Source organism: Leptospira mtsangambouensis, assembly GCF_004770475.1.
In the GTDB taxonomy this organism is placed as follows: domain Bacteria; phylum Spirochaetota; class Leptospiria; order Leptospirales; family Leptospiraceae; genus Leptospira_A; species Leptospira_A mtsangambouensis.
On record NZ_RQHK01000002.1, the window covers coordinates 1202010 to 1223588 of the forward strand.

The 21579-nt window shown below is 34.3% G+C and carries 22 protein-coding genes; all 22 read right to left on the reverse strand.

Annotation, left to right across the window (positions count from 1 at the left end; genetic code table 11):
- Positions 1–5: 5 nt before the first annotated feature.
- The 22 genes from EHR01_RS05590 to EHR01_RS05695 all read right to left on the reverse strand — a co-directional run bounded on the left by EHR01_RS05590 (position 6) and on the right by EHR01_RS05695 (position 21567).
- A complete protein-coding gene (locus EHR01_RS05590) occupies positions 6–920 on the reverse strand; it encodes a glycosyltransferase family 2 protein (RefSeq protein ID WP_135693677.1) in 915 nt (304 codons plus the stop codon).
- Between the two features lie 11 nt (positions 921–931).
- The gene (locus tag EHR01_RS05595; RefSeq protein ID WP_135693678.1) at positions 932–2164 is read right to left on the reverse strand and encodes a hypothetical protein; all 1233 of its coding nucleotides are present in this window, start codon (positions 2162–2164) and stop codon (positions 932–934) included.
- Between the two features lie 80 nt (positions 2165–2244).
- Entirely contained in the window at positions 2245–3285 is a 1041-nt protein-coding gene (locus EHR01_RS05600; protein WP_135693679.1) for an alginate O-acetyltransferase AlgX-related protein, read from the reverse strand.
- Positions 3285–4271: an MBOAT family O-acyltransferase gene (locus EHR01_RS05605; protein ID WP_167482923.1), complete on the reverse strand. Its 987-nt coding sequence runs from the start codon at positions 4269–4271 to the stop codon at positions 3285–3287. The genes EHR01_RS05600 and EHR01_RS05605 overlap by 1 nt, the downstream gene beginning before the upstream one ends.
- A gap of 443 nt (positions 4272–4714) precedes the next feature.
- Positions 4715–5875, reverse strand: a complete 1161-nt coding sequence (locus EHR01_RS05610) for a glycosyltransferase (RefSeq protein WP_167482924.1) — start codon at positions 5873–5875, stop codon at positions 4715–4717.
- Positions 5876–6190: 315 nt separating this feature from the next.
- Positions 6191–7018 carry a class I SAM-dependent methyltransferase gene (locus EHR01_RS05615; RefSeq protein ID WP_135693682.1) on the reverse strand — a complete coding sequence of 276 codons (828 nt, stop codon included), beginning with the start codon at positions 7016–7018 and terminating at the stop codon, positions 6191–6193.
- Positions 7019–7037: 19 nt separating this feature from the next.
- Complete coding sequence (locus tag EHR01_RS05620) at positions 7038–8156, reverse strand: glycosyltransferase family protein (protein WP_135693683.1); 1119 nt, start codon at positions 8154–8156, stop codon at positions 7038–7040.
- Between the two features lie 42 nt (positions 8157–8198).
- Entirely contained in the window at positions 8199–9326 is a 1128-nt protein-coding gene (locus EHR01_RS05625; protein ID WP_135693684.1) for a DegT/DnrJ/EryC1/StrS family aminotransferase, read from the reverse strand.
- Complete coding sequence (locus EHR01_RS05630) at positions 9326–9751, reverse strand: cupin domain-containing protein (protein ID WP_135693685.1); 426 nt, start codon at positions 9749–9751, stop codon at positions 9326–9328. The genes EHR01_RS05625 and EHR01_RS05630 overlap by 1 nt, the downstream gene beginning before the upstream one ends.
- Before the next feature lie 4 nt (positions 9752–9755).
- Positions 9756–10790, reverse strand: a complete 1035-nt coding sequence (locus EHR01_RS05635) for a glycosyltransferase family 2 protein (RefSeq protein WP_135693686.1) — start codon at positions 10788–10790, stop codon at positions 9756–9758.
- Positions 10791–10794: 4 nt separating this feature from the next.
- Positions 10795–11661 carry an SDR family oxidoreductase gene (locus EHR01_RS05640; RefSeq protein WP_135693687.1) on the reverse strand — a complete coding sequence of 289 codons (867 nt, stop codon included), beginning with the start codon at positions 11659–11661 and terminating at the stop codon, positions 10795–10797.
- An 81-nt stretch (positions 11662–11742) separates the two neighbouring features.
- Positions 11743–13614, reverse strand: a complete 1872-nt coding sequence (locus EHR01_RS05645) for a hypothetical protein (RefSeq protein WP_135693688.1) — start codon at positions 13612–13614, stop codon at positions 11743–11745.
- Positions 13615–13647: 33 nt separating this feature from the next.
- Complete coding sequence (locus EHR01_RS05650) at positions 13648–14478, reverse strand: 6-hydroxymethylpterin diphosphokinase MptE-like protein (protein WP_135693689.1); 831 nt, start codon at positions 14476–14478, stop codon at positions 13648–13650.
- Entirely contained in the window at positions 14475–15239 is a 765-nt protein-coding gene (locus tag EHR01_RS05655) for an HpcH/HpaI aldolase family protein (protein ID WP_135693690.1), read from the reverse strand. Before EHR01_RS05655 ends, EHR01_RS05650 begins: the two co-directional genes overlap by 4 nt.
- A 1-nt stretch (position 15240) precedes the next feature.
- On the reverse strand, positions 15241–16005 hold the full coding sequence (locus EHR01_RS05660; protein WP_135693691.1) for a 3-deoxy-manno-octulosonate cytidylyltransferase: 765 nt from the start codon (positions 16003–16005) through the stop codon (positions 15241–15243).
- Between the two features lie 4 nt (positions 16006–16009).
- The gene (locus tag EHR01_RS05665; RefSeq protein WP_135693692.1) at positions 16010–16825 is read right to left on the reverse strand and encodes a hypothetical protein; all 816 of its coding nucleotides are present in this window, start codon (positions 16823–16825) and stop codon (positions 16010–16012) included.
- A 4-nt stretch (positions 16826–16829) separates the two neighbouring features.
- Positions 16830–17588: an HAD family hydrolase gene (locus tag EHR01_RS05670; protein ID WP_135693693.1), complete on the reverse strand. Its 759-nt coding sequence runs from the start codon at positions 17586–17588 to the stop codon at positions 16830–16832.
- A complete protein-coding gene (locus EHR01_RS05675; protein ID WP_135693694.1) occupies positions 17581–18345 on the reverse strand; it encodes a fumarylacetoacetate hydrolase family protein in 765 nt (254 codons plus the stop codon). Before EHR01_RS05675 ends, EHR01_RS05670 begins: the two co-directional genes overlap by 8 nt.
- On the reverse strand, positions 18345–19217 hold the full coding sequence (locus tag EHR01_RS05680) for an NAD-dependent epimerase/dehydratase family protein (RefSeq protein ID WP_135693695.1): 873 nt from the start codon (positions 19215–19217) through the stop codon (positions 18345–18347). Before EHR01_RS05680 ends, EHR01_RS05675 begins: the two co-directional genes overlap by 1 nt.
- A gap of 1 nt (position 19218) precedes the next feature.
- A complete protein-coding gene (gene pgl / locus EHR01_RS05685; RefSeq protein WP_135693696.1) occupies positions 19219–19929 on the reverse strand; it encodes a 6-phosphogluconolactonase in 711 nt (236 codons plus the stop codon).
- Between the two features lie 30 nt (positions 19930–19959).
- The gene (locus tag EHR01_RS05690; protein WP_135693697.1) at positions 19960–20784 is read right to left on the reverse strand and encodes an SDR family oxidoreductase; all 825 of its coding nucleotides are present in this window, start codon (positions 20782–20784) and stop codon (positions 19960–19962) included.
- A gap of 9 nt (positions 20785–20793) precedes the next feature.
- The gene (locus tag EHR01_RS05695) at positions 20794–21567 is read right to left on the reverse strand and encodes an SDR family NAD(P)-dependent oxidoreductase (RefSeq protein ID WP_135693698.1); all 774 of its coding nucleotides are present in this window, start codon (positions 21565–21567) and stop codon (positions 20794–20796) included.
- Between the last annotated feature and the right edge of the window lie 12 nt (positions 21568–21579).

Below are 21579 nucleotides of genomic sequence, written 5' to 3' on the forward strand. Positions count from 1 at the left end.
CCCGTTTACCTGTAAACAATTCCAAGACAAAAACTATAAATTCGAATCATTACTTTCAAAAAAATACTTCCACGAAATATCGGAAATTGATCCGCCAAACTATAATTTGCATAATGAAACAACCAGTGTTTTGATGTTTTTCCAACAATTCTCTTTTGCATTTGAATGATTTCGCTATGGACTTTTAAATTCTGGCTAGTCTTCGTATTTTCATGTATTCTCGTACAAGCTAACACTTCAGCCAAAAAGAAAAATGAATTCTCCTTTGCGATGCGAAGCCAAAACTCATAATCCATACAGAATCCAAGTGCTTCATTCAAAAAACCAATAGAAGACAGAACTTCTCTTTTTAAAAATACAGTGGGCTGACAAATGATACAATAGTCGATAAGTCTTTCAAATGAATATGGCTCAATAGGATAAAATTCAATTAGTTTATCTTCTTTATCAATATGTAGCCCAATTCCAAAAAGTCCAATTTCCTCTCTTTCTTTCAAAGTTTGGTATGCCTTGTTTAGAGCATTAGGAAGATAAATGTCATCTGAGTTTAACCAGGCAATAATAGAACCTACTGCTAACTTCCATCCCTTGTTAATGGCATGAGTTTGCCCGTTGTCTTTCTCGGAGACCCACCGGTAACTAATACCAAGGCAATTTGTATTTTTACTTCCTTGGTCTTTTAAAGTTCGAAACGAAAGTTCTTCATACCTTCCACTCAATTCACCTGAGTGAATCAGATTTGCATATTCCTCGATGATACCAACAGAGTTATCTTTAGAACCGCCATCCATCACAATTAAATCAATGTAAAATGGACCTGATTGCGTTATGATAGAATTTAATGTTCGATCTAAAAACTCACCTTGGTTATAGGAAGGTGTGACAATGGTGATGATTTGGGCATCTTTAACTTCTTTCATAAATGTAAATCCTAATCAAATGGATAGAATTGTGGTTTATTCCAATCCCATACTCTCTCAGGGGCAATATTGATATCTAATTCTCTTATATTCCATAGTTGAGTTTTTTTCGATAATGCAGCAGAGAATTGTATCAGAAAAGACAAGAGGACAAAAAACAAAAAACAATATTTAAAAAAAGAATATTTATAGAACCTTTTTACACTCAAACATATAAGTATCGCAAAAAAAGGGACCACATCGGTCATAAACCTTGGCCCAACAGAATGACCTCCCCACCAATGTGGAAAAGCTGAGATTGTCATAAGATGAAAAAAAATTACCGAACAAGATATAAGAACAAACGGTTGCTCTTTTGGCTCAGAAAAAACTGCAAAGAATGAAAATAGGAAAAAAGGGGACCAAATTAGAAGCCCCCGATTGGGACTAAGTAAATTTCCCACGATTGCTTTCCCAAACAGATTCACATCAAGAACTAAGCGGGATGAATTGTAATACGGAGGCAAATAATCGCCGAATACAAAGTCATTAAAAAGGAAAAACGAAAGGAAAGCAACAATTAGCACACCTACGTATTTCCATCTCTGGGCCGAAAAATGAAAAAATACAAACACAGAAATTATTAAAAGCGGAATCAGATTTGTCGGACGAACAGCATAAGCAAATACTAAAACCAAGGCAATCAAAGGGACCATTCGTTCATTTTTTTTAAATGAATACAATAACAAATACAAAGAAACAGACAACAGCAAAACACTTCCCGAGTGTTGCCATAATGCCCGACTTGCTGTTGTAAAGAATGATGTGCCCAACCCGATAAATAGGATCAAAAAGGAAGCTTTGTTCCTAGATAAATAAAAACAAAACAAACGATAAAGAAAAACAAGAGCTAAGACCACTAAAACGGTAGCAAAAAATTTTTCCGTGTGCCGTTGGTATAAAAAAAAAGCATTTTCGCTTAAGATGGGTTTCAGTAAACCAATCATCGGCAATACTAAAAAAGTAAGACCATAGGGAAAAAAATTATAATAGTGCCCTTTAACTAAGACTGCAGCATACGATTCGCTTAATCCATGCGAAGTATATTCATCCAAATTCATATTGAATTCATTTAATATGCTTAACCCCGTAGGAATCACCCAAACCGAATCATGCGTTCCCAAGGGGCGGGTACCAATATAAATTATAAAAACAAAAGAAAGTGCACCAATAAAAGATAAATGTTTTTTTATAATTATTAACATGGATTCACCAATTTTTTTTATAGAAAACGAACTAAAAATACCATCAAATAAAAATCTGATTACGATCAGGGGAGTTTTAGCTACAAGTGACCGAACACTCTTTTATCATAATTTCCAATATGTCTTTCCAACAAAATAAATATGAGAATATCCGGCTTAAATTTTAAGAGTTCATCGTAATTTAGAGGATTTTCCTTTTGAACAAAGTTCCAAACATCAACTTGAGCAAATTGATAACGAAAAAAATCAAACATCGGATAAAAATAGGAATCGTGGATTACTAAAACCCTTAATTTATTTTTACGCTGCATAAAGTTTGAATTTGGTATATAAACATACTCTTCGTCTAAGAAAAATCTCGGGAGGGACAAATATTCAGCAATGTCTCGCCCAGAAGAGATTATATGAATCAAATTAAATTCCTTCTCACGCAATGGATCAATTTTATCATTCTCTTGCGCCATCTTGGCAAATAGTTTATTGGAAGCATCAAAAGCTGCAACGGAATTCCAATGTGTGTCAGTTTTATAATATACATTATGACTCTTCTTGCGAGATAACAACTCTTCATGAAAAAAAACAGTATCCTCGGAAGTTTTAGCTAATTCATTAAAAATTCTAAAATACTTATCGCTTCTAATAGTTGAATGATCGTACCAGTTCAAACTTTCTGGGTAAATATTAAATTTTTCAGGAACGATTGCAGAATAAAATTTGATATTGCGGGAAACACAGAGGTTTTTTAATTTTTCCAAACCTTGCTTATACGCTAAAAAATCTGACTCATTGTAAGAGTAATCTCTACCATTGGCACCCTTCCCTAAAAAAATATATAACCAATTATTTTGTCCTCTAAGAACTGTTCGCTTTGGCGTCGATTCTAACATAAACCAAAGAAAGAAATTATATTTTTGAATTATCCAATTTCTTGCTGGAAATTTTCTTTCAAAGGCTTCTTCGATAAGATTGAATTTCTTTTTGAAATCGGAATCGATAATGTCGCCAATTGTAATTTCTTTTTTTTTCTCCGACGAAGGTATATCACCAACAAATTCAAATACTAAATTGAAAATTGGAATTAAAAGGAGAATACAGATTGAATTAATTACCGCTTTGTACATTAAAACCTAAAATATATAAATGGATTATAATTATTAGCGACAAGAAAAAAAATAGAGACCATAAACACACCTACGGAAAATGCTCTCGATAAGTATACATTATTTGCTACGATATTAAAAATACGCCATTCAAAAGCAAAGACTAAAGAAATTAGCATACCCAACAACCAACGAAAATCAAAGGTTGAGATCATCTGAGGAATCCCTATTCCGTTTTCACCAAACAATACTTTAATGAAGGAAATAGAATCAGCCAAAGTCTCAGTTCGGAAAAATACCCATCCGATATTAATTAACGCAAAGTTTAACAAAAACTTAGAAAACATTGGTAGCATTAGTAGGATACGTTGGTATCCAGTACGTTCTAATACTAAAAAGAATCCATGATATATACCCCAGATTAGGAAGTTCCAACTGGCTCCATGCCAAAAACCGCAACAAAAAAAAACCAAAATTAAATTAAAAAATTGTCTAGTTTTCCCGATACGATTTCCACCAAGAGGAATATACAAATAATCTCTAAACCAAGTAGAAAGAGAAATGTGCCATCTTCGCCAAAAATCCTGAATGCTTAGCGCCGAATAAGGAAAGTTAAAATTTACTGGAAATTTCAGCCCAAAAATCCGACCCAAACCTATCGCCATATCTGAATAACCAGAAAAATCAAAATAGATTTGGAAACTATAAGAAAGGATGGCAAACCAGGCAACACCCGAACCAAACAAACTAAAATCTGTAGAAAAGACTTCATCTGCATAGATTCCCAAGGTATTCGCTATAATTACTTTTTTTCCCAATCCCTGGGCAAACAAACAAAGACCGTCTAAGATTTCTTTGTGATTACTTTTTAACCTTGTTAAAGAATGAAAAACATCACTGTATCGAACAATTGGGCCTGCAATTAGCTGAGGAAAAAATGAAATATAAAACGAAAAGCGAAGGAAACTTCTATCTGCAAAGATTTCTCCTCTGTAAATATCAAACAAATAAGATATACCTTGAAACGTAAAAAAGGAAATACCCAGAGGTAGATGAATATCAATATTTTCAAACGAACTGTTGCTCAAGTTTGAAAGGAAAAAAAGTGCATATTTAAAGTAAAAAATTAAAGCGAGATTAATAATTATTCCGATCGAGAGAAAAAATTTCTTATTTTTTGATGATTCAATAACTAACCCAAAACTGTAGTTAATAAGAATGGATCCCAAAATAACAATTATAAACGATTGTTCACCCCAAAAGTAAAATAAAAAACTGGCAAAAAGAAGAACCAAAAATTTATATCTTTGGCTCGCCATCGAGAACAAGAAAAAAACCAGTGGGAAGAAGACAAATATAAAAAATATTGAACTAAATATCATGGACAATGAATGAACAACTTAAAGTGAAAATTAAATCCATCTCTCTCAATTTCCATATAACACAAATCCTAAGCGGAAAGTTTTCGCTTTGCCCTTCTTAAAAAAAAATCATTCACCTTAAGACTTCGAAAGAGTAAATTCAAAATTCTCTTACGCAGGGGAGAATTTTTTAGAAAATTATTATAAGTCTTTTTCAACTGAAACTCCATTTGCTTTAATTTTTCGTTGTCTACTGCGGTCTCTTTACCTTTTTCACTTAAATCATACGCCCTAAATCCAGAATCCAATAAGAAAAAATCACGATATTCTTCTGCTTGTTTTTTCATTGAGAATTTTTTAGAAGCATATTCTGAAGTAACACTCCCAACTTTGTTAAGCAAACTGCGGTTACTCCATAAATCAAAAATCTGCTCAGCCAAACTCTCTCCCGATATCGCTCTGGTTAAGAAGCCATTTTGATTATGAACTATCGTTTCCGCTAAACCACCAATAGGGAACCCTAAAACAGGTGTACCTGAAGCCATAGATTCTAACATTGTATTTGGAAGATTATCCTCAAGAGAAGGAATTACAAATAAATCAAGCATCTGATAAATCTCGGAAACCTGAACATCTTTTGTAAACGAGCCCAAGTAATCAGCAATTTTGTCCAATTCTTTGTTTTTATTTTGATAGTTTCCAAAGAAAACGACAGCAATTTTTTTTGAATCAAATGCTTTCTTCCAATTTTCTTTTTTTAACAAGATCTCCAAAGCTTCCAAAAGATAAAAAAGACCCTTTCTTATTTCTGAAACAGAGTCAGCTCCAAATCCTAGCAAAAAACAATCTTCAGCATATCCAAATTTTTCTCGAATATCAGATTTGCTAAATTTGGCAAACCATTCAGACTCAACGGAATTGGCTATTACCCTAATTCTTGATTTAGAAAAAAAAGGACTAACGGATGCTTTTTTAGATAACCACTCACTGGGAGTAATCAGATCTATCCTAGATGAAAAATATTTTTGTTTCTCTAAATGAACAAATTTTGGTAAATTGGAAAGGTCGGGTGTAACTTGTAAACAATCGAAACAATTGCTCAAGTAACCTTGGCAACCTGAAGTATAATGACATCCACCGGTAAAAGGCCACTCATCATGCAAAGTCCAGACTATTTTTTTCCCTAAAAGAAGAAGTTTTCCAATATCTTCTGAAGAAACAAAATAATTTACCCAATGCAGATTTATCACATCGGCATCTAAGATTAAGGGGTGATTCGCTAAATCGGAAGAAATATCGGAATATGAAAATAATGTATTGGATAATGATGTTCTATTTCGATCAATTAAATCTGATAAAAAAGGAAATTTCCTAGTCGAAAATAAATTGTATCGGTATTCAAAAACTTGTGAACTATCGGACAGACTTGACGACTGGTTCAAACATAGAATTCTAGAATCGACACCAATTTCCAATAAAGATCTATGCAAGCGAAACATCGCCCTTGCGGCACCACCTGCCCTATCATTTGTTCCAAGTAATGTAACTTTCATGAATCAGAATATTCAAGATTCTTTAGTGGCTTCAATAAATAAAGAATCTGGCTTTCTTGTTTTACCGTTTTCATCAATATCTAAATTGTAAGAACTGAAATTGGGGATAGCTGATTCGTCCGAACGACAAACTTTGATATTTGCAAAATGATTAGCTTTTAGTAGCTGTCCCAAGGAAACCGAATCATACATCCAGTAGTGAACTTCACCACTAAGACGAAACTTGCCAATTTCGGCCATCTCCCAAGAATATCCCATTGCTTTTAAAAGGAAATCAAACAGGATTCTAATCATTGACCGAACCATAATCTTACTACGTACAATGAAAGATAACTCACGGTTAACTTGATCCTTCGACCCTATATAATTATAGAATTCGTCTCCCAACCTTTCATATATATAATCTGCCTCTGGAATTGGATCTTGGTTCCACCATTGAATGGTTTCACCACCGGAAACATTTCTTTGTATCTGATCCAAAAGCTCATGAACCAACCAATCGGCTCGAACAAGAGCTGAATTATTTCCATTCTTAGCTCTATCTAATTGCTCTATATATGCTCGAACAATTTGTTCCAAATCAGGTACAACGATACGCAAGATTCCACCTGGTTCCAAAGAACGATAAATTTCTTGCAAAAAATGGTTAACTTTGCCTCTAGAAAAATGCTCCAACACATGCGAGGAATAAATAACCGAAACAGTAGAGTCTTCAACCGGAATTCCTTTTCTAAGATCAACTGCTATTACATCTTTTGATCTTGAAACAAAATCAAAATTTAACCAGTCCTGATGAAAACGTGATCCACAACCTAAATTTACTAATATTCTTTTTTTCATGATTCAATTCTCTTTTAAATTAAAGAGGACAGTATGTTTTTAAAAAATTTTCGTAGTTTTTCCCAAATTCATTTTTAAGGTAAAACTGATGAGATGCATCCAGAGTATTTTCATTCTTCACTTTCTCTAAAATCCCAGGTAACTCTTCACTTTTCTTTAACAGAAAACCATTTTGATATTTTTTTATAAATTCCTTTGATCCCGGGAGATCATTTATCAAAACAGGGACACCCACTTTTGCCGAGTCGTATAGTTTACCAGCTGAATAAAGCCCATATTTTAAATTAAGATCTTCTGGTTTAAAATTTACATAACAAAGATCAACCGAGCTAAAAATATTAAATTTATCTTTATTATCAACCAGTTCATAACTCAGAAATAATTTCTCAGGGAATTTTAATTTCGCATTTTCAACTTTCTCTCTGGTAGCCGATGTTGGTATCCAGCCATGGATCACTGCTACCCAATTTTCAGGTAGATAGCGTAACAAATCTAAAAAAGAATCGGAACCCATAAAGGTTTCAATTGTTCCTGTCATCAAAAGAATCTTTTTGTTAACCGGAATATTTAAAACTTGATGAAAAAAATGCGTCCGATTTCGAATTATAGGCCCTGAAGTAGAATTTGGTATGAAGCTAACCTTATTCTTATAACCTAAGATTACTTTTAAGATACGCGCGCGTAATTGATCCTGAGAAAGGATGATGTCTGTAAAAGAGACGATTGTTTTTTCCAAAAGAAATGATTTGTTTTTGTGATTTGAAATTTCTAAAGAATGGTATATTCTATTCTTCCGATTACCAAAAATCAACCATGCAAAACTTAAATACAATCCACCTGGATCAAAAGAAATTGATACATTGTATTTTGAAACTACCGACCTATACTTCCAATAAAAAACAAAACTAAAGATGATTTTTTTTATATTACTGAGAAAGGTTTTCGTGTCACCGAGAGAAATAAACTTGTAATTTTCATCTAAAATATCCAGACTTTTATGTCCATGCCGATCCACTCCAGGATGAATGATACCAAAATGAATCACCTTCCATTTTTTCTTTAAGAAAAAATTTACAGTTTCAATTAATGGCGTCGATATGTTCAACCAAGGGTATGCAGTAAATATTAATACAACCATTTGTACGACCTAACTCTTAAGTAAAAACAAACTTTAGTAAAATCATTTTCGTAAACTTGCAATCACTTCACAAACGTATGATATCTGCGTTTTAGAAAGTGTGCTTGAAGACGGGAGATACATTCCATTTTCACTTAAATCTTCTGTCACCGAATAATTTCCTTTGCTTTGACAACCATAATCGTTAAGTGCTTTTTGCGAATGCATTCCCGAAAAAAGTTTCCTTGAATCAATTCCTTTTTCTCTAAGAAGCATCATAAGTTCGTCTCGATTCCTTCCATATTTATCGGGATTAATCACAACGGCATTCATCCAATGAACATGTTTATACTTCATTGGATCCCATATTTGAGTAGATATACCTTCTATCTGACTTAGCTTAGCATTATATTCATTGAAATTGGTGATTCTCATCTCAGTATACTTTTCAACATTCTCCAATTGAGCCAAGCCAATCGCCGCATGTAAATTAGACAAACGATAGTTAAAACCAATATCAGAGTGCTTGTATTCGCGACCACCCTCCAAAGGGAAACATAAATTCTTATAATAACGAGATTTTGATGAAAGTTCTTTGTCGTTTGTCACTACCATTCCACCTTCTCCGGTGGTAAGATTTTTATTTGCAAAAAAACTAAAGGTAGCAATATCACTCATCGATCCAGCTTTTTTCCCTTTATATTCCGCACCATGTGCCTCGGCGGCATCTTCAATCACAAATAGATTATACCTCTTTGCAATGTCATTGATCACATCCATATCACAAACTAAGCCCATAATATGTACGGGAATAATGGCTTTCGTATTTGATGTGATTTTTTCTTCAATTTTTGTTACATCAATATTCCATGTATTTTGATCAGCATCGATAAACACAGGTGTAGCGCCCGTATAACAGACAGCAAAGGCAGTTGCAATCATTGTAAAATTAGGGATAATCACTTCATCGCCTTTACCTATTCCTAAGGCGACTAGAGCCAAATGAATCGCAACTGTTCCATTACAAACTCCGATACCATGATCAACCCCGCAATACTTAGCAAATTGTGATTCAAATTCAGTAACATATTTTCCAGCTGAGGAAATCCAGCCAGTTTCTACTGCGTCTAAAATATACTTTTTTTCATTACCAAGAAGTGACGGTTCGCAAACAGGAATAAAGTTTTCCACTATTTTACTCTCGGCTCAAAAGGTTTTGCATTAAACCTTGTTTTATCGTCTTCACCAGCATACGGACCTTGCTTGACTTCAATCATTTCAGTATCTTCCAACATGCAAAAACCATGTCCCCCATAGGCTAACAGAACCACATCACCTTGTTCTAATATTCTGCTTTCAACGTATTCTTGATCATCGGTAAAAAAATCAATTCTTACTTTTCCAGACTTAATGAACAAAACTTCTTTCGTATATTCGACATTTCTTGAGACAGGATTATGAACATGCGGTTGAATTAGATAATCTTTAGGACGGTTCATATATGCTAATTGCTGAGAAAATTCGGGTGGAGTAAAAAATTCAATCCCATCTTTTTTAAAATTAGTGCGAAGAATCATCGCAAGCAGTTTTCCATCGTGTTGTAGTTGCTCTAACATATTTTTATACCATCAAAAAGAGTTTATCAAAAAATCGGATTGGACTGGGCTCTGGTACTGCTTTATCAATGTAACTTTCTTCAAGCACCCAAGATTGAACTTTTAAATCATCGCGAAACGATCTCTGGTGAAAAAGAAATCCTTTTAACCTTGCTTTTTCAGAAATTAAATCTACAGGGAGTTCATTTCTGAAAATTTTTCGTTTAGCTAATCGTAGAGATAATAAGGTAAGTGCTAGGTAATGGCTAAATAACGAAGCTACCGCTCTGGTTTTACGTAACAATGTAAAAGAATCAGAGATTCCTTGAAAAAATAATCGCCTTTCAACATATTTAGTATCAAATCGATCCGCTTGAATTTCATGCAAAACTTTCAAACCAGGATGGTAGATTGCTGAGATATTTTTTTCACTCGCCTTCAATGATAAGCCGGATTCTCCATCTCCTTGAAACGCCTTCCATCTAGGGGGAGATAAATCAGGATGAAAACCACCCAACTCAAAGAGTAAAGTTTTTCTGATCGCAAAATTTAATGCCCAAACATAAGAAGCATCAACTTCCAAAACCTTATCTCCCAAATTCATAAGACTAAACCAACCATTCACCTTGGAATTAGGGATGGAAGAAACCGTTGACCACATAGATTGGTACCAAATAGGAAAATCAGTCGATAGATAATCAGGTTCACATGGACCAGTTGCAATTTGATTCTGGTTATCAGAAAAAATTTCCTTTATTGCTTTTACATGTGTCTCTGATACTTGAACATCATCCTCTATATAAACAAGTATATTACCCTTGGCTAGTTTTGCACCTGCATGCCTTGATGGCATTACTCCAGGAGCCTTTTCAATAATTAAACGAACATTCGATACTTTATCTGCTAAATCCTGAACCAATTTGCAGGTATTATCTTTGGAACCACCATCAACAACGACAATTTCCACTTCGTCCTGATTAGGAATTTGTCTTAAAATCGATTGAATTGTTTTTAAGACTTTTTCTCCTCGATTAAACGTTGTTATAATATAGCTGATCATTGGTTTACTCCTCGGATTCCTTTACAAGATAATCTAAACCTTCTTTCAAACTATGCGTATAAATATTTAATTCTTGATTTAACTTGTCCGGACATAAGGATAAATCCGGAAGGAAAAAAAGACCCGACTCTGCTATACTGATTGGTTTTAATTTTGGATTAGATATTCCTAAAGATTCTGCAATTTTTTCAATCATTTGATACCGCGAGACTTTATCTCTTCCCACTATGTGTACAATGCCATTAAACTGAATAGATAAAAGTTTCCATGTTACTTCATAAAGATCATCCAGGAGAGTTGGAGTAAAAAAAGAATCAGTCAGTGCTTCAATTTCAACATTGTCTTTTAACGAAGAAACAGCCCATTGATAGAATTTTCCATTTTTTCCATACAATGCACCTGATCGAATGATAATATGATCAATTCCGGAACCTTGAATTATTTTTTCAGATTCAAGTTTCATTTTACCGTATTCCGATGATGGAACTGGAAAATCTGTTTCTTTATAATTCCCCTTATGTCCATCAAAAACATAATCAGTAGATAGGTAGATAAACTTTGTATCAAATTTCTTACATAATTCTACCAGGTGGGATGTTGCCTGAACATTTATTTTTCTAGCTTCTTCAGGATACTTTTCGCAGAAATTCACATCTTTGTTTCCAGCGATATGGATCAATATAGCAGGTTTGCACTTACCAAAAAAGAATTCTAATTCATCAAAGTTTATTAAATCTATTGATTCTATCCCCTCTCCTCCCGATCTAGAAGTAAATATAACACTTTGGGAATCTAATTTAGATCGAAAGAAAGAACCAACAAATCCCGTTGCTCCAGTTAGCAGGTATTTTACTTTTTGCAAATTATCCAATTAATTACTCACCTGTATTTTATCATATTCCCCAGAAACTAACACTAACTATGCGACCAGTGGTAAAAAACAAACCTAGAACTATACAAAAAGTCCCTTTAGTCGAAAAAAAACTCGAGAGTATAGTTTGATCAAAAAAGGAACCTTTATTTTTTCAAAACTTGATCCGAGACTAGTTACTTGCTCTGCTATAAAAGACTTAAATAAGTCCGCCCAATGGATATCGGCCCATGCATATTTTTTCAAAACTAATAGACGAACTTCCTGGACATTCTCAGAATTCCACCAAGCCAAAATCTCAGCCTGACTCATTTTTATTTTTCTTTGAAATGATGATTCTTCAAGTTCATAAATTCCTACGTCAATTAGTCGATTGGATAGTTCTGACCACAAAGAATTGTAATTTTCTAGTTCAAAAAAATCATTAAAAATGATTATAGGTTTGTTAATCACTAATCTTTCAAAAAAAGAAGTTCCAAACGAATTTGAAATGACTAGCTCAGCTTGTTGTATCAATCGCTCTCCTGCCATACTTTCAAAAGTAATATCAGGTGATAACAACAACTCTTTACTTAATTGATACTTTAGATCATATCCTTGCTCATAAGAATACTCGGAAACGATAATTTCTTTCTTAGGAATTCCATTCGTAATCTGCAGAATTCTACTTAACAAAAGAATATTTTCTCGTAAAAAAAAAGGCATAGCAACTCGTAAAAATTTGCCTAATCGATTGTAAGTGGTATTAAAAATAATCCCGATTCGAAAGTTTTCAAAGCTGACTCCATCAGATATTTCCTGATTTATTAACAAAGAAGACAAGTGTGGACTTGGCAATGGAATTGTTTGCTGAATTTTATTAAAATCGGACCAACCCCAGGTGATAAAACCGTCACTTACAAGTCGTTCATTCCACTCTTGCGTACAGTGAGTGTACATCCCATATGCAGTCCCATGCTGGATACCAAAACTTAGCCCACCATTTTCTCTACTCTCAGCATCTAGAATTGTTGCTCCAGGCAAACCAATATTAAACAACTTAATATTACTAGATACAGGAACTTTCATCTTAAAGAATTGCTCAGGAAAAAAAGTATCAATATTCTGAACGAAAAATGTTTCAAAAGAGTCATTGGAATCAATAGTATATTCCCGACTCAATGATGAAAAAAATTTCTTTTTTTTCATCATTGATAATACTGGCAGGCCTTTATAATACACCGAAAAAAAATTTAGACTAGAATTTAACGTCGACTGTAAATTTTCATCGAATATTCCCGTGCCTAAAAAAATTGAACCTGAAATTGATGGAAAAGAAACATAATAGGGAAATAAATTACCTTTATTGGAAGAAATTCTTTTTTTTTCGATACTCACAACATGATCGTAGTATTCACGATCATTTTTAAATCGAGGTTTATCGGGCTCATTGATTTTTACATAAGATAGCTCTACTTTGTTCCTCAAATCGGAATGTAGAAGTATAAATGAAGATAACGCCCAGTCAACATTCGAAATGAAATTTACATTTAGAATAAACAATCTACTTGAATCAAATTTGAGAAGTTGCTTAGAATTTTGAATAACCTCGACTTCTACTTTATTGCTTATTAATTTCAACTGGAGGTATCTTAAATATACAACTTCCAAAACCTCTCGAAGATCTGGTAACAACAAAGTTGTCCAATACTTTTTGGATTTACTGACAGAGTAATACTCGTTAAAAAGATCCGGTATATATTCAAACAATTTGAAAATTAGATGTTCTAAATATACAAACTCTTTATCAAACTCTGGAATAGAAAGACGCAAATTGAGTAAGGATTCTTCATTCAAATCCTGAAAAAGTATATCGTCTCTATCTAAAAATGCAGAAGGAAAGATGAAAAGATTATTCTTTAATTCGGTCTCTGTTTTTTCAAATTGCTTTGGGTTTAAGAACAATCTTTGCATAAAATTAAATAGACTCAAACAAAACAAAAAACATCAGCAATCAGCCTTTAAAGTTTCGATCGAAACTCGGGGAAAAACTTCTAACTTACCTCCTCTCGTTGCGTTAAAAACTTCGACTCCTAAGTCGTTAAGAATTTCTTTTGCAAAGTAAAGAATACGTACCATGTATTCAAAATGTTCACGAGTCACAAGATACTGTTTCTCCCCTTTCTGAAAATAGTTTTTTACAAAGTGAGGAGAGTCCGATTTCAAAATTGAGAAACCCTCTTGGTCTGGATCAGCATCGTCAAAATTCCAACTAAAATCAATTCCCAATAGGTATATTTTCTTAAATCCCATAAATAGAGCAAGTTGGAGGCAGATATAAATTACTGTTTGTCCACAAAATAAAAACGGTACTGGCTCAGTGAAAAAATCCATATCAGTAAACTCTGAAGAAACTCTATTGATATATATTGTATTTTTATCAAAATTTATTCCTGGAATTTTCATAAGAAATTTAATGAACTCACTTTGTGCATTAACTTCTTCTTTTATTGTTTCAAGAACAGGAATATCTTCGCAGACATAAAAATTGGGTCTCCAATTGGTTTGTGGATAGATTAGATGAATTTTGTTTACACCAAACGATGGGATTTTTTTTTCCCGGAGCCAATTTAGATCTTCAGATCTCAGGCTTGGACCATTACCAACAATAAAACATTCAGAACCTTTATAACGATTTTTTAATCGATAATATCTATTGTCATTGGCAATGAAAGAAATCCCATAATTTGCTAAAAACCTTCTTAATTTATAAGAAAATTGCTGAAGAACTCTCTTCAGAATCCGAATCAAAAATCGGAAAATTCTAATCAAAATCATTTGGAATGAAATTCAGTTACAGAATTTTTATAGAAAGTTGTCATGGAATAACTATCAGCTACAAATGCTAAAAATTTAAATCCCATGGTTCTATATAACTTTGCGGTTTGAATATCTCTAACGAAAGTGCCTGCCGTTTTCCCTGAGCTTAAAATAATTTTCAAACATTTTTCTACTTGGTTTATTACATCAGGATGTTCCAATTGTCCGGGCAATCCAACAGACTGGGATATATCGTACATACCCAAATAGATACAATCAATTCCTTCAACTTCAGCAATTTTTGGTAAATTATTAATACCTTCCTGGCCTTCGACAAGAATACCGACAAAAGTTGATTCACCATGCTTTTTCATCGATTCTGCTAAATCTACATGCGTATATCCATGACAACGAGTGTAAGGACTTAGCCCTCTTTTTCCATAGGGAAAATATCTAGCCGCTTCGACAATTGCTTTTGCCTTTTCAACTTTTGAAACATGTGGTACAAGGATGCCTTCACACCCTGTTTCCAAAGCATGTAGAATTGTGTTTTCTTGATCATCTCCAACACGCACAATCGGATGGCAATTGTGAAGAATAGAGCTTTTTACCATCTCCTCGCATGTCTCTAGCGATATAGAACCATGCTCTAAATCAATGACGATAAAATCTAATCCTGTCCTTGCAATTACGTCTACCGTAAAAGAGGAAGGAATCATACACCAAGTTCCAAATACTTCCTTTCCTCTTTTTAGTTTTTCTAAAATATTAAAACTCATTTTATTTACCTGAATATAATGGAAATATCGGATCTGATTTCATTAACTCTTCAACCTTTAATCGATCCTCGTTTGTATCAACAGATTTAGAGATAAACGGTGAGGGAACCATTCTTACTTTGTATCCATGTTGAATGGCTCGATTCATTTCTATTGACTCTTGTAACTCAAGAGGTGTAGGCGATAACTTGTGATTAAAAGATTTCATAAAATGCCACTTAAAAGGCATAATACATACTTGTTTCCACCAGTCAGTTCTTACCTCTTCATGATTTATCGAGGGAATTGGTGCCCGGGACATAAATAAAGCGTTCATTGATAAATCAGTCACTACTTTAATTTCACCTGGATCCATCCATTCGTCCTTGTCAATTTTTGCACAAAGATTGGAAACATAAACATCCTTCTCCTCAATTAACGGTCTAATTGCAAGATCAATCATTTCAGGATGGACTAACGGCTCATCACCTTGAACAACTACGACAATATCCTCGTCGTCTAAATTCAATTCTTCAGCAGCTGTTGCAACTCGAAGACCTGGCCGTTGAATATTCCGATCGGTCATGATGACCCTTCCATTAAAATTCAAAACTTCAGTTTTAATTTCTTCATCGCAAGCAGCTACAAAAAGATCTGTAGTATATTTGCTTAACGCGCATCTACGGTAACAATGTTCGAGCATTGTTTTTCCCAATATATTTGCTAAAGGTTTTCCAGGAAATCTTGTAGAACCCATTCGAGCCGGAATACCAACAACTATTTTCATCTTATTACCTAGTCACATGCCATGCATCAAATCTATGGTCTAAGTTATGTTTCTCCTCCAGACCAAGTTTATTCATCGCGATTCTATCATATTCAAAGTAATCAAAAAATACATCAAAACTATAACTTGTCTTATAACTATCCTCAATTTTTAAGACTGCCTTAAAGTTTGCATTTAATAAATTTTCAGTCTCAGAATAAAACGGCAAACATTTGTTATCTTTCGGTTCAGAAACCGGAGCTAACCCCATTTTTTTCCTCAGCATATTTACAAAGGAGTAATTGTAACTTTTTTTATCATAATAAGCATCATCCAAAGCTACAATGAATTCGCTATTTGCTACTGTCTCAAACGCTTGTATTTCGCCATGAAGATGATCCCAAGTATGCCAGCTATCAAAGAAACCAAAATCAGCCTTCAATCCAAGTTCACTTAAACTTTCAATTCCAACATGTTTATCAGTGCTATTAAAAGGTATAAACGTCCAAACCTTATGAATGTCTATCCCTAATGGTTTACAAATTGCATCGGAAATAATACTTCGCAAATAGGACCCTTTGCTTCCATTTGTATCCCAACTAAATAGACGCCCATCATTTAACGCACAATAAATGAAAAAAACCAATGAAGATGCCCCAGACCCAGTCTCAACCAAAACCTTTGGTTTATTTTTGGCCTCGTTTAAAATCTTCCATATCGCCAAACATTCACTATCAGGCGTTCCATTTAACCATCTTGGCAACAATCGCTTGCAAAATAATATAAAATTTGCTGGATTTTTTAAAATCTCTTCTTTTGACCCGTAGTAAAAATCGTACATTCGATTACCCTTTGTTTATAATTAAGTTTAATTCTTTAAAATCTTTAATAATTGGAATATTCTTACTTAAAGCTGTTTCCAAATATTCTGGAATTGGATTTGACCAAGCTGTCAAATAGACTTTAAATCCATTTGAGTAAGACTCATAGAGATGGGTTACATTATCATCAAAAAAAACTAAATCTCTTTTAGGAAAATTTGAAATTTCCAAAATTTTCTGTAAGGCATCAAATTTATTAAGAATTTTTGATTCATCAAAGATTCTTTCATCCGGTAGATCTATAGAATAGAAATTTAGGATCATACGAATTGACAAGAAATCTTTTAATGTGGCTATATATAGCTTTTTTTCTGAATTGATCTCTCTTAAAATATCAATCACTTCGTGATAAACCGAATGAAGAAGAACCCATTCTTTGGAATGGTCTTTTCTAAAAGCCTCCCTTTCAGCTAGAAATAAAGTCTTAAATTTAGGAATATTTTCTTTATGTAATTTAAGAAGAATCTCGTAATCTTCTTGGTTTCCAATTTCTATTTTGTTTTCTAAAATAGTATTAAGGATAAAATATTCACCCGCTCCCCTGACCCTTGGTCGCAGTTTTCTAAACTCAGAGATTTCCTCAAAAGAAAACTCAGCTACCGACCTTCTTTTTAAATCATTATGATTCCATTTTTGCCAAGTATTCCAAGATGTAATCATACATTCATCTGTACTATCACAGACAACACCATCGAAGTCAAAAACATAGAGTTTATCAAGCATACAGATTCCTGAAAGAGACTGCTAACTCGCCAAGTCCACTAATGCTACTAATAAATTCATCGCCATCTTCCAAATAGATACGCTCACGTATTCTATTTGGTGCCCCTGTTAGTACAACATCGCCAGGCTCTAGGGTCATCCAAGAAGTTAACCAAATTAAAAGTTCAGATTCCAACCATAGTCGCTCAGAAAGTTTGCCCTCTCTAAGCAATTCACCATTATGAAACCCTTTTATTATTTGTTCACTTGGTTTAAATTCAGTATCAATATATGGCCCAAGAGCACAAAAGCTGTCTGCTGCTTTTGATTTAGCTAGATGATGATCTCGACCCCCAAAGTTCTCAGCAGTAATATCATTACCTATCGTATAACCAAAAATCTTTTCTGAAGCATTAGCGGAAGTTAGCTGAAAAGATTCCGAACCAATAACGATTGCTAATTCGCACTCACCCCAAACTTTTGTATTAACAAATGGATTACTAACTGTTCCTTTATGTGCGACAATTTTAGAATTTGACTTCAAAAAAACTAAAGGCTCCGAGTTTTCTTCTCCTTTAGCAACACCTGGATAATTCAAAGCAACACCGACTATTTTATTTGGCGTACATGGGTTCAACAATTGAATCTGATCTTCGGCTACAGCAAACAAATCCTTCGTTTCCCCTAACCAAGGAGCTCGATCAATCGCGACAATTTTTTCAACTTCATATCTCCCGTAGAAAACTTCATTATTATACTGAAATCTAAGAAATTTCATTATGTTAACTTCTTACTTTTTACTTCTTCAATCAATTGCAGCAACCCCTGCCCCAAATCGACATGCATTGGCGGTATATACTTTCTACCCAACTTAGGTTGATATGCATAAGGAGAACGAACGTAATGTCCGACTTGATCTCCTTCTAAAAACTCAACAGAGTCAGGTCGTCCCAAAATTTCTGCCAACATTTTGAGTAACTCAATAACCTTCATCGGTTCTTGTCCGGTCAGAACCACACTTTGATTTTTGAATTCGTCACCCATAGCAACAACACTGGCAATGGCAGCATCTTCAACGTGAATATACTCTCGTAAACTATCCGCGCTTCCTTCATAAGTGATTTTTCCTGTTTCAAGTGCGGATTTCAGAATTCTAAATAGACCATTAGATTCATCTGATCTGGGCCCATATAAAGAACCATAACGCAAAATTGTATAATCTAAACCGAAAGATTTTTGATATTCTTCAATGTAACTTTCTGAAGCTTGTTTGCTACATCGATAAAACCCACCTTCCCGACTAAAAACATAAACCGTACTTGCATAAATAAATCTTTTGATTTTATGCTTTCGACAAGCTTCCAAAATATAGGAATTTCCTAAAATATTGATTCGGATAGAATCAACGGGCCTATCTAAAGCCTGGTTAAGGTCTGCTAATGCTGCAAAATTATAGACAACATCAAACCCTTCTATTACGGATGTAACAAACCTTTCATCCATAAGGTCACCAGTAACCATCGTTTGGTTAGGTTTGAGCCAGGAAGATGGATTTCGATCAAATATAGTGACATCATGACCTGCGTTGCTTAATGCATCACAAACATGCGAACCTAAAAAACCTGAACCACCAAATACTAATACTTTCATCTTATTCCATACAAAAAAATATTTGCGAACTTTCTCTTCCCCGAACTTTCGATGCAGGTAAATCTTTCCCACTCATCACCTGCTCCAAAATACTTTTTTTATTCGGGCCTGCTGCTAAAAATACTATATGTTCCGAGCGATTGATGCAATTCACAGACAAACTTATCCTCTCACTAGGAGGCTTTGGTGAATTATAAACAGCGAGTACATTCGGAGACGAACTGGTCTCTCCTATTTCAAATCCAGGAAACAAACTGGCAGTATGACCATCCTCACCAATTCCTAAGAAGGAAACGATAAACTCTGGAATGTTTTCTACTTCTGCTTCAAGTAACTTTGCAACAGAGATTGGATCTCCTTCAGGAATCGAGTGAAATACGGATTTATCTAAAATTTTGGAACCCAAAGCTTTTCGAATCTCCGTCTCAGAACGCTGGATATCATTTTTCGAAACACAACGTTCATCTGCTAACCAGAAATGAATTCTATACCAAGGAAGATCTAACTCAGAAAACCTTTTATAAATTGGTATGGGAGTATTCCCCCCCGATAAAAGAATGTGCAAAGGAGAATCCGCTGAAGAGGAAAGTTTTTCCTGAATTGTTTGATAGAGAAAATCAATTGTTTTGGAAATCCAAATTTCTTTAGTTTCAAAAGGTATGAGATTGAAATTGGTTTTTGTCTGTTTTGTTTTAGAAATATTTTCGTACATAAATGAATTATAAAACAAAAAATAGAAAAATTACCAAACGCTCCGTCCACCGTCAGCAGAAACGATCGAACCGTTTAGGTAGCTTGCACTATCACTTAATAAAAACAATACAAGTCCTTTATATTCATCTTTTTTTGCCATACGACCTAATGGAATTCTCGAAGTAACTTCTTTTAGGAAGTCGGCATTTTGGTTGTTCTCCACCCCGCCAGGACAGATTGCATTACAGCGAACATTTTTATCAGCCCAATAAGTGGCAAGATACCGAGTAAGGCCAATCAAACCTGCTTTTACTACAGAATAAGTAACAGGTTTTACTGGCTGTAATTCATCTGATAGTCCTGTTTTTCTGTATAATCGTTGATCTGGTGCGATGAGTCCTAAATCGGAAGATATATTTAAGATTGTACCACCAGAGATATTTTGCGAAATAAGAAAACCATAATGTTTTGCACAAAGAAAAGATCCTGTAAGACCGACAGCCAAATCAGAGTTCCAAACGGATACAGGAAAGTTCTCTAATCGAGAGAATGCCTTCTCCGAAGAATCTTCCACCTTGGGATTATTTGCAGCATTATTGATTAATGCATGAACAGATTTAAATTTATTTTTTATCTCCGAGAGATTATCGATTATTTCGTTTTCGTTTGTAATATCGACTTTATAACCAATAGCATCAACTGAATATTTTTCTTTTAGATTCTTAGCCAATTGATTACATCTTTCTTGATCTAAATCTAATAGAATAGGAATTCCACCCGCCTCTGCGACAACTTCCGCGTGTTGACTCCCTAGCAGACCCGTAGCACCAGTAATAATAACAACTTTACCTTTTAAAGAAAATAAATCTAACATAGACATGTCCTAATGAAATCCAACTGTTTGCCCACCATCAATCACAACACAAGAACCAGTGATAAATGATGCTCTTTCCGAAGATAAAAATAAAACTAAATCAGCAATCTCTTCAGGTGTTCCAAACCGCTTCATCGGTACAGTTGAATCTATGATTTTTTTGATCCGTTCCGGATCCTTTTGTATTTTTTCATCCCAACTTCCTCCTGGTGAATAAACATTACCGGGAGAAATACAATTTACGCGAATATCAGGAGCTAACTTTCGAGCTAAATTTTTAGAAAGGGCAATAATGGCAGCTTTTGCCACTGAATAATCGGTCGGGGCACCAAATGCTTCCAAGCCAGTGATCGAGGAAATAAATAGTAACGATCCTTTACCTGTCTTATTACCATTTAGAAATTCCCTGGCAATAATCTCAGCTGATTTTAAATTGGTACGCATCGTACTCTCAAATTGTTCAGAAGATTGAAGTGGTTCTTGCGTACTCCTTCCATCACCTACATTGGAAACAACTATATCCAATCCATTCCATTCTGATATAATGGACTCAAAAACATCTTTTGTTTTTTCGGGGTCTGTCGCATCTGAGACAAAGTATAACAAAACAGAATCAGAAAATTCCTTTTTTAGGTCTTTGGTAATTTGTTTTATTGATTCCTCATTTCTAGAACTAAATGCTACATGGGCTCCCTCTGACAAAAACCCTTTAACAATAGCAAGACCGATTCCTCTAGTCCCACCAGAAACAAAAACGCGCTTACCTTTAAGATTTAAGTTCAACGGAATGCCATT